14 protein-coding genes are annotated in these 18,149 nt (G+C 41.5%); 10 read left to right on the top strand and 4 right to left on the bottom strand.

The window, feature by feature from the left end:
- Window positions 1-88 precede the first annotated feature (88 nt).
- The 8 genes from hrpB to L2737_RS09755 all read left to right on the top strand — a co-directional run bounded on the left by hrpB (window position 89) and on the right by L2737_RS09755 (window position 13,381).
- Window positions 89-2,677, top strand: coding sequence for an ATP-dependent helicase HrpB (gene hrpB / locus L2737_RS09790; RefSeq protein WP_248955612.1), 2,589 nt, complete (start codon window positions 89-91; stop codon window positions 2,675-2,677).
- 29 nt (window positions 2,678-2,706) lie between these two features.
- Window positions 2,707-5,073 (top strand): penicillin-binding protein 1B, encoded by a 2,367-nt coding sequence (gene mrcB / locus L2737_RS09785; RefSeq protein ID WP_248955611.1) that lies wholly within the window; start codon window positions 2,707-2,709, stop codon window positions 5,071-5,073.
- 420 nt (window positions 5,074-5,493) lie between these two features.
- The gene (locus L2737_RS09780; protein ID WP_248955610.1) at window positions 5,494-7,242 is read left to right on the top strand and encodes a DUF4856 domain-containing protein; all 1,749 of its coding nucleotides are present in this window, start codon (window positions 5,494-5,496) and stop codon (window positions 7,240-7,242) included.
- Between the two features lie 89 nt (window positions 7,243-7,331).
- Window positions 7,332-8,570, top strand: coding sequence for an imelysin family protein (locus L2737_RS09775; RefSeq protein WP_248955609.1), 1,239 nt, complete (start codon window positions 7,332-7,334; stop codon window positions 8,568-8,570).
- Window positions 8,570-10,801, top strand: a complete 2,232-nt coding sequence (locus L2737_RS09770) for a TonB-dependent receptor family protein (protein WP_248955608.1) — start codon at window positions 8,570-8,572, stop codon at window positions 10,799-10,801. Before L2737_RS09775 ends, L2737_RS09770 begins: the two co-directional genes overlap by 1 nt.
- 101 nt (window positions 10,802-10,902) lie before the next feature.
- On the top strand, window positions 10,903-11,904 hold the full coding sequence (locus L2737_RS09765) for a sterol desaturase family protein (RefSeq protein ID WP_248955607.1): 1,002 nt from the start codon (window positions 10,903-10,905) through the stop codon (window positions 11,902-11,904).
- A gap of 106 nt (window positions 11,905-12,010) precedes the next feature.
- On the top strand, window positions 12,011-12,709 hold the full coding sequence (locus L2737_RS09760; protein ID WP_102529246.1) for a DUF3581 domain-containing protein: 699 nt from the start codon (window positions 12,011-12,013) through the stop codon (window positions 12,707-12,709).
- 285 nt (window positions 12,710-12,994) lie between these two features.
- The gene (locus tag L2737_RS09755) at window positions 12,995-13,381 is read left to right on the top strand and encodes a glycine zipper family protein (protein WP_229371207.1); all 387 of its coding nucleotides are present in this window, start codon (window positions 12,995-12,997) and stop codon (window positions 13,379-13,381) included.
- A gap of 100 nt (window positions 13,382-13,481) precedes the next feature.
- Here the strand turns inward: L2737_RS09755 and L2737_RS09750 are convergent, their stop codons facing one another.
- Entirely contained in the window at window positions 13,482-14,138 is a 657-nt protein-coding gene (locus L2737_RS09750; RefSeq protein WP_248955606.1) for a lysozyme inhibitor LprI family protein, read from the bottom strand.
- Between the two features lie 95 nt (window positions 14,139-14,233).
- On the bottom strand, window positions 14,234-14,425 hold the full coding sequence (locus tag L2737_RS09745; protein WP_102529249.1) for a cytoplasmic protein: 192 nt from the start codon (window positions 14,423-14,425) through the stop codon (window positions 14,234-14,236).
- 193 nt (window positions 14,426-14,618) lie between these two features.
- On the opposite strand from L2737_RS09745, the gene ohrR reads away from it, so the two are divergent.
- Window positions 14,619-15,056, top strand: coding sequence for a transcriptional regulator OhrR (gene ohrR, locus L2737_RS09740; protein ID WP_229371211.1), 438 nt, complete (start codon window positions 14,619-14,621; stop codon window positions 15,054-15,056).
- A gap of 166 nt (window positions 15,057-15,222) precedes the next feature.
- Entirely contained in the window at window positions 15,223-16,374 is a 1,152-nt protein-coding gene (gene chrA / locus L2737_RS09735; protein ID WP_248955605.1) for a chromate efflux transporter, read from the top strand.
- A gap of 67 nt (window positions 16,375-16,441) precedes the next feature.
- Here chrA and L2737_RS09730 read toward each other — a convergent pair whose 3' ends face one another.
- Entirely contained in the window at window positions 16,442-16,858 is a 417-nt protein-coding gene (locus tag L2737_RS09730) for a MarR family winged helix-turn-helix transcriptional regulator (protein WP_248955604.1), read from the bottom strand.
- Between the two features lie 152 nt (window positions 16,859-17,010).
- Window positions 17,011-18,111, bottom strand: coding sequence for a cation diffusion facilitator family transporter (locus tag L2737_RS09725; protein ID WP_248955603.1), 1,101 nt, complete (start codon window positions 18,109-18,111; stop codon window positions 17,011-17,013).
- Window positions 18,112-18,149: the final 38 nt, after the last annotated feature.

Genomic DNA, 18,149 nt, shown 5'->3' with positions numbered 1-18,149 from the left:
TCAACGCAATGGTGTCAGTCTATGAGATGGCATCAAGATTCGAATATGCGTAAACTGAATAGCATCATCCGTTGTTAAAGTTATCCTTTTGAGTTCATTACCGATCCAAGCTTTGTTTGCACCGTTGCAGCAAGCATTGACCGACCATAGTCAAATTATCCTTGAAGCGCCTACTGGGGCGGGTAAGTCCACAGCATTGCCGATGGCAATGCTGCAATGGCCGCAAATCAACGGCAAAATTCTGATGCTTGAACCCAGGCGTGTTGCTGCCCGCAGTGTCGCGCAATTTATTGCTAAATCAAGGGGCGAAAAGGTTGGTGATAATGTCGGTTATCGCGTGCGTGGTGAAGCAAAAGTCAGCGCCAACACTCGATTAGAAATTGTTACTGAAGGCATTCTAACTCGAATGATCCAACAAGATCCTGAACTCACAGGAATTGAAGTGATCATCTTTGATGAAATTCATGAACGTCATTTACCCACAGATTTAGGCTTAGCACTGGCGTTAGAAGTGCAAGAATCATTACGAGATGACTTAAAGCTGATTGCCATGTCGGCGACGCTCTCAGGCTTACCGTTACAGAACTTAATGCCTGATGCTGCGATGCTAGTCAGTGAAGGCAGAAGTTTTGATGTTGAAAAAGTCTACCGCCCAGTAGCGGGTCAACAGCAGTGGTTAGATGCGTTAGCGAGTGTCATCATCGATAGCGTCAGCACTGAGTCAAAAACAGTGCCAGTCCAGTATCAGCAAGGTTCAGTATTAGCTTTTTTGCCGGGCAAAGGCGAAATTAATAAACTGCAACGACTCCTTAGTCAAAAGCTTGATAGTCAGCAATTTATCTTGTGTCCATTGTATGGGGACTTAACCCCAGCTGAGCAAGATAAAGCGATAGCGCCAGCGCCAGATGGCAAGCGGAAAATTGTTATTGCGACTAACGTTGCCGAATCAAGTTTGACCATTGATGGCATCACCATTGTGGTCGACAGTGGTTATAAGCGTGAAGCGAGCTTTAATCCCCGCACAGGTGTGAGTCGCTTATCACTTAAACGCATAAGCCAAGCCTCCTCTATTCAGCGTGCAGGACGTGCAGGTCGTCTTGCACCAGGCTGTTGTGTACGTTTATGGGGACAAGAAGAGCAAAGCCGCTTAGCCAAAACAGAAGCCCCAGAAATCAGCATTAGTGAATTAACCTCAATGGCGTTAGATTGCGCTTATTGGGGCGAAAGCAATATTGAAAACTTACCTTTACTGACGCCGCCGCCAACGATACATCAGCAAGTTGCTTGGCGCTTGTTAGCACAGCTTGCACTTGTTGATGCTCAACATAAGATAACCCAACAAGGCCAAGCCGCTTATGAACTGGGTTGCCATCCACGTTTAGCGCATATGTTATTGCAATCTAAGGCACTTGCTGATGCGCATCAACAAGCGGATTTGGTGTCGTTAGCATGCTTACTCACTGCCGTATTAGAAGCGAGAGGCTTACCTAAAAAAGGCGTGGATATTAGTCAGTACCTTTCTCTCGCATCCCAAGGGCTAATGGCTAATCAAGTGAGAAAGTGGCAGAAATTATTAGCTGTGTCAGGTGATATAAAACAAATCGCCCGTGATGCAGCAAGTCGTGACATCAGCAGTTTACTGGCGTTAGCCTTTCCTGACCGCATAGCTAAAGCACGGGGTAAACAAGGGTTTCAGCTGAGTAACGGCACAGGCGTTACCATAGATATTGAAGATAATATGTCCAATCATGACTGGTTAGTGGTGGCAGATTTTCAAGAATCACAGGGGCGCAATGCCGGTCGAGTCTATTTAGCCGCAGCCATTAACTCTGACCATTTACATCATGATTTAGCGAGTTTGATTTCGGAACATAAAATCTGTGAATGGAATGAAGTGAAAGGGCGATTTTATGCTGAACGACAACAAAAAATAGGCGACATTATTGTTAGCCGCACATTAGAGAGTAATGTTGACTCTTCTTTAATTGTGCAAGCGTTAGTGAGCCATATTCAACGAAAAGGGTTAAGCATCCTTAACCTTGATGAGCGCTTTTATCAGTTACAATATCGTTTAAAATTAGCACAGCAGTTTGCCCCTGAACATGATTGGCCTGTTATCGATACAGAGCATTTACTTGCCAGCTTGTCGCAGTGGTTAGCGCCGTATTTAACTGAGGTTAATTCGATTGCTAAACTGCAAAAAGTGGATATATTAGGCCACGTAAAGAACCTATTAACTTGGTCGCAGCAACAAACATTAAATGAGCTGTTACCAACACATTGGAAAATGGCAACAGGGACATCAGCGCCGATCACTTATCAAGTTGATGACATTGCCAGTGATAATGCAGATATTGATCAAATAACGAATCGCCAGAACGGAAAAAGTCTCGGTATTCAAGCTCGAGCGTTATTAAGTGTGCGACTGCAAGAGGCATTGGGGTTATCACAAAGCCCGCAATTACTTCATGGTAAGCTGGTGGTCACGATGGAACTATTGTCTCCTGCGCAGCGACCTATTGCTGTGACTGCGGATTTAGCCAGCTTTTGGCAAGGGCCTTATGTTGATGTTAAAAAAGAAATGCGTGGTCGATATCCGCGCCATTTATGGCCAGACGATCCGGCCAACACTACGGCCACTAAATTCACTAAAAAGAAAACACCAGGCTTACAGTAATAGCCAAGGACGAACAGACTTACCCAAATATGACTGATAATAAGAAAAAACCTGCAGTAAAAAAAGCAGCGCCTAAAAAGACCACAGCAAAAAAAGCACCCGCTAAAAAGTCAGGTGTAAAACGTGTTAATGCGAAAAAGAAACCTCGCTCTAAATGGAAGGTATTTTGGTCATTCTTCTGGAAAATAGCCTTGATTGGTTTAGTGATTGTGAGCTCCTATGGCATTTACTTAGACCAAATCATTGCGCGTAAGTTTGAAGGGCAAAAGTGGCATTTACCTGCACAGGTTTTCAGTCGCTCAATGGCCATTTATCCCGGCGCTGCGATTAACCATCCACAATTAATGTCTGAACTTAAGTTACTGGGTTATCGCAAAGTTGCTAACCCGAGACAAGTGGGCGAGTTTTCAGCGTCGAGCACAAAAATAGAGTTATGGCGTCGACCATTTTTACATCCAGAAGGCGATCAAGTAGCACAGCGAGTGATGATTTCATTCGATAGCCAAGGTGTCTCATCAGTTCAGCGAATGTCTGATAAACGCCAGATGGCAGTGTTCCATTTAGAGCCAGTATTATTAGATAGAATATTAGCTTCTGGGGGCGAAGATCGTTTATTTGTGGCAACAGAAGCAATGCCCCAAGCCATTGTTGATGCATTAATACTGGTAGAAGATCGCAGTTTTTATGAGCATTACGGAGTCAACCCTTTTGCGATCGCGCGAGCAGCGATCGTTAACATCACCGCAGGGCGCACAGTTCAAGGCGGCTCGACATTAACTCAGCAGTTGGCTAAAAACTTCTTTTTGACCAGTGAGCGTTCCATTGTGCGAAAAATTCGTGAAGCCTTAATGGCGATCATTATTGATTTTCGCTACAGCAAAGATGAAATCTTAGAAGCCTATTTAAATGAAGTTTATATGGGGCAAGATAAGTCTCGCGGCGTTCATGGTATGGGCTTGGCTTCGCAATTCTATTTTGGCCGTCCAATTGCAGAGCTGACAGTATCGCAGCAAGCATTTTTGATCGCTGCGATTAAAGGGCCATCTTATTACAATCCGTGGCGCTCGCCAGAGCGTGCTCAGAATCGTCGCGACTTGGTACTGCGCTTGTTAATGGAAGACGACAAACTCACTGTTGAACAGTATAAGGCAGCGGTTGAATCGCCCATTGGTTTACGTGACTTTAATAAGTCAGTACATCAGAAGTTACCTGCTTTCTTTGCGGTAGTGAAAAATGAACTGCGCCGTCGTTATGGTGACAGTTTATTGCAGCAATCTGGGGTAAAGGTTTACACCACACTTGATCCTATGGCGCAAGACGCGGCTGAAAAAGCAGTTGTTTCGACTATGAAGACGTTAGATGAACGTGCCAAAAATGTGCAGGTCGGCATGGTCGTCACCGACAAATATACTGACGGTATCGCGGCAATGGTCGGTGATAGAGTGCCAAGTTTTGATGGCTTTAACCGTGCGGTAGAAATTCGACGCCCGATTGGCTCTCTAGTTAAACCGTTTGTTTACGCTACGGCGCTTCAGCAAGGCAGTAAATACAACTTGGCATCACCTGTGGCTGATAAACCGATTACCTTGCAAAATGGCCAGGGTAAAACTTGGTCACCGCAAAATGTGGATAGAGTCTTTAGAGACGAAGTACCATTATTGACGGCTTTTAAAAACTCAATGAATGTACCAACGGTCAATGTAGGTATTGAAGTCGGTGTGGATAATGTGGCTAAAACTATGGCAGATGCGGGTTGGAGTGAGGCTATACCGCGTTATCCGTCCATGTTATTAGGTGCGATTAATGGCTCGCCGTATATGGTGGCACAAGCATTTCAAACGATTGCAAATAATGGCCGATACCGTCCGTTGACCTCGATTACGGCGGTATTAGATAGCAACAATCAACCTTTGAAAGTGAGCCGAGAAAGTGCCACACAAGGAATGGAGCCAGCAACCGATTACCTGGTGCAATATGCTATGAATCAAGTGGTAAAAGATGGTACGGCAAAACGTTTAGGACGCGCTTTCCCAAATGTTGACTTAGCGGGTAAAACGGGTACCAGTAACGATAGCCGTGACTCATGGTTTGCAGGCTTTGATGAAAGAAACGTTGCCGCGATTTGGGTTGGTCAAGATGATAACTCTAAGACAGGCTTATATGGTTCCAGCGGAGCTATGGCGGTTTACCAAGCCTTCTTGAACAATCGTCCGCCTTTAGGGTTAAGAATGACTCCTGCCAATGGTATTACCCAAGGTTATTTCGATAGAACTACCGGTGTAGCAAAGCAATCTGATTGTGACAATGTCGTTGCCATGCCAGCCCGCATTGACAGCTATCAGCCAATTGATAATTGCGGTGAAGAACGTTCTTGGTGGCAAAAAATCATTAACTAATATCAGGTAAAAGTACCAAATTAATCAATCTTGATTAAAAAAAGGGCAACTCAGTAAATGAGTTGCCTTTTTTATTTTGCGGTCGACAACGGCTTAAATTTACACTTCATCATCTGCTCATCAGTAGAAATGACTAATTTTTGATTTACATTGTAAGTTTTATGTTTTTGATTTTAATCGTTTATATCTTAATTTTACCCTTCCAAACACTGCTGCAATTAAATTTCATTATAAAAAATATGGTTAATTGTTTTTTATATCATGGGCTTAGCTTGGGCATTATTAGAGATATTTAATTTAGCTTATTCTCAAAAAATATTGCGAATAAGATGAATTATCATTTGCATTTGTGTATCATCATTTCGATAACTCGTTAACATCTTAGCTTCATACTTAAAGTTTTTGTATCAAGGGAATTTTATGCAACTTAATAAAACAGTATTAGCAACAACTATCGCACTTTCATTAGGTTTACTTACAGCATGTGGTAGCTCTGACTCTTCTGATAATGGCACTACTGAGCCGACGAATTCAGCTCCTACAGATATCACTCTTTCAAATATGACTGTTGATGAAAACACTGCTGGTGCGACAGTAGGGACTTTATCTGCAACTGATAGCGACTCTGGTGATTCTCATACTTTTTCATTGACCAGTGAGCAGTTTGTTATTGATGGCACGACGTTAAAGTTAATTGATGGTGTTGTTCTAGATGCCGACTCTGCTGAAATGACTGAGTATACGCTGACGATTACGACAACAGATAGTGATGGTGCTACCTTCACAAAAGATGTGACTGTCACCGTTAACGACCTAATGGATCGTTATGTTTTTGACAGCAAATTTAATGATGGTGAGTCGAGTGTTAGTTATACCGGACAAAGTGCACGTCATATTCTTATTGCTGAATTAAACCAATACATCACTTCTACACTAGAAGCTGACGTTGATAGCAATGCATTGGCAACAAAAGATGATGTATTGGCTAAGTTACAATACTTCTTCAATCCTGATGAAGAAACTCAGTATCCAGATATTGCGATTACCTTTATTGATAATTCAAAAGACGGTTTGATTTCTGAACTGACTGGCTACAAAAACCTGACTGGTAAACTTGCAGGTAACGATACTGGCGGACAACATGAAGATTGGAACAATGGTGCATTTGCAGGTTGGGGAGCAACAGGCTCAACTACGCCTTCAGATCTAATCGATATGTTATTTGATCGCTTAGCAGACAATGCGGTTGCTAAAATCAATGGTGAAGTTCGCCAAGATGTTTTAGGTAATGATATTTCAAAAGTTTACATCGACGAAAATGGTGTTGATTTAGCGCAACTGATCCAAAAATTCTTACTAATGTCTATTACTTACTCACAAGCATCTGACGATTATTTTGGCGTGGATACTGACGGTAAAGGCTTAACAACAGACAATATTAACCCTGCAAAAGATGGCGCTGCTTACTCTAACTTAGAGCATCAATTCGATGAAGGTTTTGGTTACTTCGGCGCGGCACGTAATTACCTTGAATACAGTGATGTAGAAATTGCTGGTAATGTAACTGAAGACGAAGGTCGTGCAGATTGGAATGGTTCACACGATACAGACGGCGATGGCAAAATTGATTTACGTTCAGAGTACAACTTTGGTCAATCAGTCAATGCAGCTAAACGTGATTTAGGTACAGCTGATAATGCAATGCCGACTGATTACACTATGCAAGCAATGGAAGCTTTCATTGCCGGTCGTAAAATCATTAATGACAATGTGGGTAGTGATTTAACTGATGCGCAAATGGCTGATGTTGAAATGTATGCAATGGCTGGTGTTAAAGCATGGGAAAATGCGATTGTTGCTACTGTTATTCATTACATTAATGATGTGACAGCAGATCTTGCTCCTCTTGCCGCAGGTGGTGACAGCGCTGATTTCAATTATGCAGACTTAGCAAAACATTACTCAGAAATGAAAGGTTTTGGCTTAGGTTTACAGTTCAGTGAATACGGCGTTATCAGTGACGAAGACTTCGTAACTTTACATGAGCTATTCGGTACAGAGCCTGATTTAACAGGTGATGTCGATGCTTATATTGCTGACTTAGCAGAAGCACGTGATCTGTTACAAGCTAGCTATGAACTTGATGCAGATAATGTCGCTAACTGGTAAATCCTATTGTGATTTAATCTCAGATTAGTCAAAAAAGCTTGGTGTAGAAAAACACCGAGCTTTTGTCGTTTTTAGAGTAAGGGAATTTTATGAAATCACAGCATTCATTATCCACGTTATTTTTGGCAATTAGTGCCACCTTTTTAGTGGGATGCAATGAAAGTACTAGCAGTGATGCTGGGGCAGATTATGGTAATAATGGCGACACTTCTTCAGACTTTGATCAAAGTGCCTTAATTAGTAATATTGTTGATGGTGTTATTACGCCAACATTCCAACAGTTTGCTGCCAAAAGCTTAACGCAAGCTAATGATATAGAAGCGCTCTGCCAAGCTGAACAAGGTAATCAGCAAGGCAGTGTTGATAATGCAACACTCACATCAGCAACTGAAACTGCCCAGCAAAGCTGGCGCAACAGCATGTACCAATGGCAGCGCGTAGAAATGATGCAAATTGGCCCATTATTAAATGATGATGGCGCATTAAGAAACAAAATATTTTCATGGCCGATTATGAGTCGTTGTGGTGTAGACCTTGATGTGGTGTCTTTTGAGAACAATGATATCAATGGTACGCCATATGATATTACGACTCGTACTCCAGCAAGAAAAGGCATGATTGCATTAGAGTATTTGTTATTTAATCCGAGCCTTGAGCACAGTTGTACCGGTACAGTTACCCCAGAAGGTTGGGATAATCGTACTGATGAGTCTCGTCGCCTAGCGCGTTGTGAGTTTGCAGCAGAAGTCGCCAAAGACATCAACGTGAATGCTAATCAACTTGTGACTGAATGGAGCGGTGATAATGGTTACGCAGCAACGTTAAAGTCTGCTGGTGAGACAGGTAGCAGCTTTGCAACCGTGCATGAAGCGGTTAATAAACTCAGTGATGCGCTATTTTATATTGATAGTGTCACTAAAGATGGAAAGCTAGCCACGCCACTTGGTTATTTTGCTAATACATGCGGAACCAGTGTGTGTCCCGAAGATGTTGAGTCTCCTCTTGCCTTTCACTCAATTGAGAATATTGCCAGTAACTTAATTGCACTAAAAGCCCTTTATGAAGGCGATGAAGGTATTGGTTTTGATGACTACTTAGTTGATGAAAATGACGCTGCTACAGCAGCATTAATTACCCAAAGTATTGATGCGGCAATTGCCAATGCACAAGCCTATGAACAAACGTTAGCGGCAGCATTAGCGAGCAATGAGCAACAAGTTGTTGATACTCATAGTGACGTAAAAGCTGTGACTGATACTTTGAAATCAGATTTTATCAACACCTTAGCGTTAGAGTTACCGCAAACATCAGCTGGAGATAATGACTAATGAATCGTTTATTAATGACCAAGAAGTTAGCGTTAGTGTTAGCCATTCAGTCTTCTTTAGTCAGTTACAGTGCATTCGCTGCTGATGATGAAGAAAAAGAAAAAGCAGCAAAGAATGACAGCTACATGGAGCAAATGCAGATCATTGGTCGTGATCAAAGCTTAATCAAAGCTGCAGGTTCAGCGACGCTGATTGACGAACTGGCACTTGAACAGTTTAAGTTCGACGATATTAACCGTGTATTATACAGCGTACCGGGTGTCAATATTCGTGAAGAAGATGGTTATGGCTTAAGACCTAATATTGGTTTTCGTGGTGCGACGCCTGAGCGAAGTAAAAAAATCAATATCATGGAGGATGGGGTGTTAATAGGCCCTGCTCCCTATTCAGCCGCATCGGCATATTATTTTCCGATGACATCAAAAATGACCGCTATTGAAGTATTTAAAGGCCCAGCTGCGATTAAATATGGCCCTAATACCGTTGCGGGTTCGCTCAACATGGTGACTCGTGCTGTACCGCAAGACTCTGAAGGGCTAGTCGATGTCTCTACTGGCACCGATGGTTTTATGAAAGCCCATGCATACTATGGCGATACCATTGATAACTTCGGTTTTTTAATTGAAGGTGTGCACATGCAGGCCGACGGTTTTAAAGAACTCGATGGTGGCGGTGACACTGGATTTGAAAAAAACGATGTCATGGCCAAGCTTCGCTATGATTTAGATGGTGAAACAGTGGATCAAGTTTTTGAATTAAAACTCGCCTACGCAAATGAGACATCTGACGAAACCTATCTTGGTTTAACGGATGATGACTTTGCGGCCAATCCTAATCGACGTTATGTTGCCAGCCAACTGGATAATATGGACTGGACTCATACTCAATTTCAGTTTAACCATTTTGTGACTAACGAGCATTTTGAATTAACAACCCGCGTGTATCGTAATGATTTTGAACGTGCTTGGTATAAGGTTAATGGCTTTAAAGGCGGCTTAGTAAATCGTAGCCTACAAGAGATTTTAGCTGATCCCGATAAAGACGAAACAAACCAGCGCTTCTATCAAATATTAACAGGGCAACAAGATAGCGTCGCTGAATATGAGAAAATGACCTTAGGCAATAATGATAGAACTTACTTCACTCAAGGTATTCAATCTGACTTGAATTGGAACATGGAGTTGCTAGGTTATAACAATCATTTTGAAGTTGGCGCACGTTTCCATCAAGATCAAATTGAGCGTAACCATACGACAGATGACTATGTGATGCAGAGTGCTAACCTAGTCTCAGATGGCGAGCCTACAATAGCCTCAACTACAGATCGTGAAAAAACGGATGCTATCTCAATCTATTTCCAAGATACCATCAGTATTCATGATCTTGATATTACAGCGGGTGTTCGTGGTGAATTTATTGATGCTAAATATCAAAACCGTGCGCCAGGTGCTGAAGAGGATTATTTAAACAAGGAAACTAATATTTGGTTGCCGAGTTTAAGCTTGTTTTACGCTTTATCAGATAATGCTGGCTTATTGTTTGGTGTGCATGAAGGCTTTTTACCAACAAGCCCCAAGCAAGATCCTTCTATTGAAACTGAAAGCAGCGTTAATTATGAGCTTGGTGGCCGTTACAACGATGGTAACTTTAACCTCGAAGTGATTGGCTTTTTCAATGATATTAGTAACCTGAAAGAAGGTTGCCAATTCTCAAGCTGTGGTAGTGATGACGATACTGAGTTTAATGGTGGTGAAGTGGATGTGATTGGCCTAGAGCTCACATCAGGCTATGATTTTACCATCACTGACAATTTAGATTTTCCGGTATCATTGTCTTACACCTACACTGAGTCAGAATTTAAGACCAGCTTTGATTCAGGTTTTGACATGTGGGGAGACATTGAAGCGGGTGATGAATTACCTTACTTACCTGAAAATCAAATATCACTCAATTTAGGCTTAGTCAGTAATCAATGGGACGTCAACATGATTGTTCGTTACATTGGCGAAATGCTTGAAGCTTCGGGTGATGGTGTAGTGTTATCAGGTAGCAAGACTGAAGCATTAACGGTAGTTGATATGTCAGCAAGTTATAACTTTAACGAGTATGGCTTAGTGTATGTCAAAGCTGATAATGTATTCGATACTCAAGAAATTGTCAGTCGTAGACCATATGGTGCTAGACCAAGTAAACCGCAACAATTTCAAATTGGTTACCAATATCGTTTTTAGGTAATAGTTGATATTGTATTGCTCACAGGCACGACGAGGCTTAATGCCAGTTAATTCGCACCGTACTTGTGAGCAAATTTTAACGGCAAATAGAGGTTAAGATGCCTGTAGTAGATTTTTTGTCGACAAATATCAGCGATTTATTATCGTATCCCTTTGACGCCAATAAGCGAATTTTTGGCGTCTATTTATTGGGCGCGATATTATTAGCCTTGCCCGTTTTTTGGCGAATAAGCACTGATAAATCGGTAAAAGGCTTTGTTAAATTCCTATTTCCAATTGATATTTATTTATCAAAATCAGCCAAGCATGATTATCTATTGTTGGTGTGTAATAAGCTGTTAAAAGCTATTTTATTTGCGCCATTATTATTTACCATGGTGCCTGTCGCGTTAGGTTTAAGCGACTTTTTAGAAAAGATATTTGGTACGATTCAACCTATCACAGAAACCCTTTGGGTCGTGATTGCTGTGTTCACCGTGTTGCTATTTATTCTCGATGATCTGACCCGTTTTATCTTACATTTGGTGTTACACAAAGTTCCCATTTTATGGGAGTTTCATAAGGTGCATCATTCTGCGTCTGTCATGACACCGTTTACTATTTATCGCAGTCATCCCGTTGAAAGTTATTTGTATGCCTGTCGTATGGCGCTGACTCAAGGTATTGCAGTCGGTATTGGCTACTATCTTTTTGGTCCTAACTTAAAAATGTTCGATGTATTAGGTGCTAATGTATTTGTATTTGCGTTTAACGTGATGGGGTCAAATTTACGTCATAGCCATATTTGGCTGAGTTGGGGGGATAGAGTTGAAAACTGGTTTATCAGTCCTGCTCAACATCAAGTTCACCACAGCATTGCAATAGAACACAGAGATACCAACCTAGGTTCAGCGCTATCAATATGGGATAGAGCTTATGGCAGCTTAATTAAAGCTTCATCGGTGCGTCAGCTCACCATTGGCGTGTCAGGTGAACACGGACATGATACGCTGGTGGGGATTTATGTATCGCCTTTCATCGGGGTATACAAAAAGCTGTTTAAGCGTAAAGCTAAACCGCCGATATCTGCGAGTCATTCAGATAAAAAAATCAATCAATGAGTCATCGGCTGAGTGTTTTGGGATTTTTCTAGTACACTCGGTGCAAATAAAAAAAGCCCAGCTCGACGAGAGAGGGATTTCTTTCACGATTTAAGAATGGATGTATATGTTTTTGTCACCTTATTATGCCAAGCAAGATCAGAGCGTGTTTATTTCAGCCCAACAAGCGAGTGACTTTGCAAAACACGTCGCTGAAGACTTTAACCCTATTCATAATGTCGGTGCCAAACGTTTTTGTGTCCCTGGTGATTTGTTATTTGCCTTAGTGTTAACTGAGTTTGGTTTAAGCCAAAACATGCAGTTTAAATTTGCCGGTATGGTTGGCGATGGCATCGAGCTTGAGCTAGATAAAGATGCAGGCGAGAAGTTCAGTATCTGTGATACCAAAGGTAAAGAGTATTTACACATCGAACGCCAAGGCGAAGTTTGTCAGTGTGATGTGCAAACTGCGGCTTTTATTAAAAGTTATGTGGCTTTTTCTGGGCTTAACTTTATTCATGTGTTAGTGCCTATGATGAAAGAATACGGCATGATGATTAATCCAACGCGACCATTAGTGATATACGAAAGCATGTCGTTTCATTTAGACACGTTTGAGTTCACTGAAATGAGCTTAGAGTTAGTAGAGCAGCACATGGAGATTAACGGTAAGCGTGGTGATGTGACATTGCAATTTGCGTTAAAAAGCGAAGGCAAAGTGATCGGCAGTGGAGTGAAAACTTTAGTGTTAAGCGGACTACGTGAGTATAACGAAGAACAAGCTCAACAGATGTGCCACACTTATGAAAGTAGTAAGCTAAATTAATAAGCTCATCAGCGTTATTGATGATAAAAAGCAGCTAATAACGCTGCTTTTTTTTATGCTTAAAACATGATTTTTGTTTTTAAAATATAGCTTTATGTAATATATTTGTGAGCTATATTTGTGAGATTAAGTGGAGTAAACCTTGTGTCATTCACCATTATTCCATTCGTAAAAGGTGATATTCCGTTTTTACGCTAAAATTAAGGTAGGCTATACAATATCAATGACATTGCGAATGATAACAACTGCAATGTGACGACATTAATTTCCGCTTGAGGCATTCAAATGAAAAAATTATTACTGGTTTCACTGACTTTTTTTGCTTTCTCTGCAAGCGCAAATATCATTTATGATAAAACAGGCGTAGACGATAAAGACTTTGTGTATGACGAGCATCAATGCACTGAAATGTCACAGCAAGTGCAAAAAAATAGCAACTCTCGTGGCGTGGTAAGCAGTGCTGCTAAAGGTGCGGCTGTAGGCGCTGCAGGTACTGCGATTGCAGGTGGCAGTGGTTCTGACGGTGCTAAAATCGGCGCTGGTGTTGGTGTTGCTTCTGGGTTACTGGGTGGCTCACGTGATAGACGCGCAAACGAAGCAAATTATCAGGCAGAAAAAGAAACCGTAGTACGTAATTGTATGGCTAATCGTGGTTACACTATTTTAAATTAACCACTTATTGCAACAGTGTTTCTGTAGAATAACAATGAAAACCATGTCATATGACATGGTTTTTTTGTTTTATGGTTTTTGGTTTTATCTCGGGGTGTTATTAATGTGATTTGCAGTTGAGATCGGCTTGCGCATATTGGCTTAATGTCGCTTCACTTTGATGAGTCCAAAAGCTAAAGTTTTGCCCTTGATACTTTGCCCCTGATGCCGTGCGGGTTAACAAGGCTAAATTAGTCGCGTTAATATAATCGGATGTAGGCGAAACCGTGAGCATTGCTGCGGGAATTGCTGTGTCATTATAAAAATATGCCGTTACTTTGGTTAACGTATCATTTGCTTCAAGGCCGCATTCATATTGAATGGGTTCAGGCACTTCAAATTCACCTGCAGCAATTTGTAATTCAGTTAATCGTGTTTCATAAGACGATTGCACGCATTGCTTAATTTTTGCCGCTTTCCAGCAATCATCGCGACCTTTAATCCAACCTCGCTGAAAAGCCTTCACATTGGCTATTTCTTTGCTGCTAATTTGATTGATCACTTTTTGATATGTTGCATTGATTTGCATATCTAGCTTGGCAAGTTGATTGTCCTGACAAATTAATACTTCAACTTGGCTTTGGGCCTTTTGACAATCAAAAGCGGGGGAGACGGCGTCAGTTGCATTAACTGAGCACGATAAAAATAAAATTGAAAAAGCGAGAGTTGAAAGTCGTGAAGTCTGAATACGCATAATTGTTTGCATTGGTGTCAACATTGTTATCAACATCCTGTTCTAAATAACTCATAGAACAAATCATAGCGTATTCAGTGTTTATTAGTACTGTTTTAAAGCGGGAGTATTAATTCAACTTACGCTTTGGTGTTGATGATGTGTCCAGCATTGCCAACAGGTTGAGGCTCAGGTTGTGCAGCTTCAATTAACTGCATTGCCATTTGTCCTTCCACTTTTTGTTGGTTTTTAGCCATCACAGCCACTTTTAAACTACTGCCAGAATCAATATTAGTTGGCATTGATGATGGTGCATTGATAGATAAAGACATGGGTATTCACTCATAAGTTGCGGCTATACAATACGACATGTAGATAGCAGTATTTTGTTATCGGCTGAAACTGGAAAAACTATAGACTATTTTTTGATAATTCGACAATCTGGATATTAACTTGTGCGCAATTAAATATGTTAAGATAGCGCCATAGGTTTGTATCACTCATTTTATCGAGAAAGGAGTCACCATGAGTCAGAAAATGGATCCCTTGGCGTTAGAGAATCAAGTTTGTTTTGCTATGTACAGTGCAACGAATGCGCTCATTCGAGCTTACCGTCCCTTGCTTGATCAATTATCTCTGACTTACCCACAATATTTAGTGATGATGGTGTTGTGGAAAGAGTCGGGCATTAGCGTGAAAACATTAGGTGAAAAACTGCATTTAGATTCAGGAACCTTAACGCCGTTATTAAAACGATTAGAAACTAAAGCATTGGTTATTCGTGATCGTAATAAAGACGATGAGCGTGTTCGCGTGCTGCATCTCACTGAAGCGGGCAAAGCCTTACACCAACAAGCGAAAGGCATTCCTGAATTAATGCGTTGTAAAGTGGGTGGTGATGCAGAGCAATTGCGTCAATTAAAACAGCTTTGTGAAAACGCGCTAATGAATCTTAAAGATTAAATTGATTATCTCTATGTCATAAAAGTTAAATTAAACTGTCATATAATTAGCGTGAAAGCATCTTTAGTCTCAATCGCACTGACTTTATCTAACTCACCCTTATTAAAGTCTGTCGCCGTTGTACTGATGCAAAACAGTATTTAGGCGATATGGAAGTAGTTTAATTATGTGGCAGATTTTTACTCGATTCTTAGCATTAGGTTTTATTAGCTTTGGCGGCCCAGCTGCACATATTGGCTATTTTAGACAGACCTTTGTTAATGAGCTGAACTGGCTTGATGATAAACGTTATGGCAGTTTAGTGGCGTTAAGCCAATTTATGCCAGGACCTGGTTCCAGTCAGGTTGGCTTTGCTATCGGATACCACCGTGGTGGTTTTGCGGGGGCGGTTGCTGCGTTTGTTGGCTTTACCTTACCTTCTTTTGTTTTACTCTTCCTGCTTGCTGTAACCAGTGCTCACTGGCTAGAAACCCAAGTTGTTTCTGGTGTGATACATGGTCTTAAATTATTAGCTGTCGTTGTCGTTGCAGATGCCACCCTCGGCATGTTTGGTCAGTTCTGTCAGCGTAAAACAGCGCGAGTGCTCATGGTAGGCACAGCGGTAAGCATTATGCTGTTCCCGTCATTACTAACCCAAATTGTGGTGTTACTGATAGCAGCGATTATCGGTGTGATGGTACTGACTAAAGGCGCGAATATTACCCCAGATAATACGCCGATTAAATTGAACTATGCATGGCTTTCAATATTTATTGTTGGTCTACTGGCGAGCTTTTATTTTATTAACCAAACGGGCACTTTAGGTCAGGTTTTTGCGCAGTTTTATCAAGTGGGCAGTTTAGTATTTGGTGGCGGTCATGTTGTGCTGCCATTACTTGAAGCCAATGTGGGTGAAATGGTCAGCTCAGATCGCTTTCTAACGGGTTATGCGCTGGCGCAAGCGGTACCTGGCCCAATGTTCACTTTAGCCACTTTTTTAGGGGCTGACTTATGGTTAGAACAGCCGATACTCGGCGCACTGGTTGCTACAATTGCGATATTTGTACCAGGTTTCTTATTAATGCTGGTGGGCTTAAAAAGCTGGCATGCCATTAGTGAAAGGCCAGCAATTTCAGGCGCCATTTCTGGGGTAAATGCTGCCGTTGTCGGCTTATTGTTTGCCGCGCTGTATAGTCCTGTTTTTACTTCCGCAGTGGTAGAACCGCTTGATATGGCATTGGTGTTAACGGGTTTTGCGGTGCTTAAAACATGTAAACCAAACATTGTGTTGTTGGTGTTAGGTTTTGCTGCGACTGGCGCCTTGGTGAGCTTTTTATAATGCTTATTTGAATCCTGCCAAATCTTTTATCTCTGGGGCTATAGTCGATTTTTCTATTGCTATAGCCTTAAAATTCTTGATTCATTTTCTCTAAGCATGCCAGTAATACTGTTGCTTGTTCAGGGTCAACATGGCGAGTTAAGTCGTTCATTAAGTCAAGGTGCAACTGGTTGTGCTGTCGATGAATCTTATCACCAGCATCTGTGAGTTTGATGACCGTTGAGCGGCCATCCTCAGGGTGAGCACAGCGTTCAACCAGATTAAGACTGACCAACTTATCCACTTGAACTGTTAAGGTACCTGTTGTAATACCAAGCTTTTGGGCAAGCTCTTTCATTCTTAAGGCGCCGTGAATACCAAGCACTTCAATCGTATGAGTTTGTGCCAACGAGTAACCCGTTTCCTTTACAACGGATTGCTCCCAAGAAGACATTTTGTCATAAAATTCAGTAATGGTTTGATTCAGCTTTTCAATATCTTTCATGTGATAACTCATAAATACATTCAATCTATTCGCTTAATTGGCAGGCTTAATCAGCTTGGCTAATCGGCTTAGTTAATCGACTTAGTTAATCGACTTAGTTAATCGACTTAGTTAATCGACTTAGTTAAATAGCCATTTAATTAGTCACTGGATTAAGCCATCTGATCAGTCATTTGATCAGGTAATGGATGAACTTCAAGTGTCAGATGATTGATTTTATCAAATTGACTCAGCAAGGTCTTATATTCATCGATTGAAATATCATTTTTTGTCGACACTAAGGTAATTGCTGCTGAATAATGATGACCACTGATTTTCCAAATATGGAGATCTTTTACTTCAGCATAAGGTGCTAAGGCCGCTTTAATTGACTGGCGATATTCCTCATTAATATTCTCATCCAATAAAATAGGGCTGGTTTGCTTCATCAAGCCTATGGTCCATTTAGTAATCACAAGTGCGCCGACTATTCCCATAACAGCATCTAACCAATGCCAGCCATAAAACTTACCGAACACCAATGCAACAATCGCTAATACCGACGTGAGCGCATCAGCCATTACGTGCATGTAGGCTGCGCGTAAATTATGGTCATGATGTTTTTCGCCATTTTCATGAGAGTGTCCATGAGAATGTTCATGGGAATGATCATCTGTTTTGCTATGGTCATGTGAGTGGCTATTGTGATGATTTTTTTCATGGCAGTGTTCGTGCGAGTGCTTATCAGCCTGTTCATGTGAATGCTCATGTGAATGCTCATGAGAGTGTCCGTGTGAGTGGCCATGTGAGTGCCCGTCGTGATCATGATGGTGGTGGTCACCCAACAAAAATATACTGGCAACATTCACGGCCAAGCCGATAAAGGCCACAATGATGGCCTCATTAAATTGAATCGTATGAGGATTAAATAGTCGACTTACGGATTCAACTATCATCAGCAATGCCACAACACCAAGGACAATAGCACTGGTATAGCCGCCCAACACGCTGACTTTACCTGGCCCAAAAGAAAACTTATCACTGTGAGCATGCTTGCGTGCATAACGATAAGCAAACAAGGTAATACAAAAAGCGGCGGCATGGGTGCCCATGTGCCAACCATCAGCTAGTAGTGCCATCGAACCAAAAACCGTACCAGCAATAATCTCAACCACCATGGCTGTGACTGTGAGTATTAATACGTAAAGGGTTCTTTTTTCCCCTGAACTTTTCTGGGCATTAAAATCGTGATGATGCTCGACTGCAAAATTCAAAATGACACCTTAGTTTGACTATCAAAGTATTTTGTTAA

The sequence above is a fragment of the Shewanella electrodiphila genome, assembly GCF_023283985.1.
Lineage (GTDB): Bacteria > Pseudomonadota > Gammaproteobacteria > Enterobacterales > Shewanellaceae > Shewanella > Shewanella electrodiphila.
This window is presented reverse-complemented; position numbering and strand designations above follow the sequence as displayed.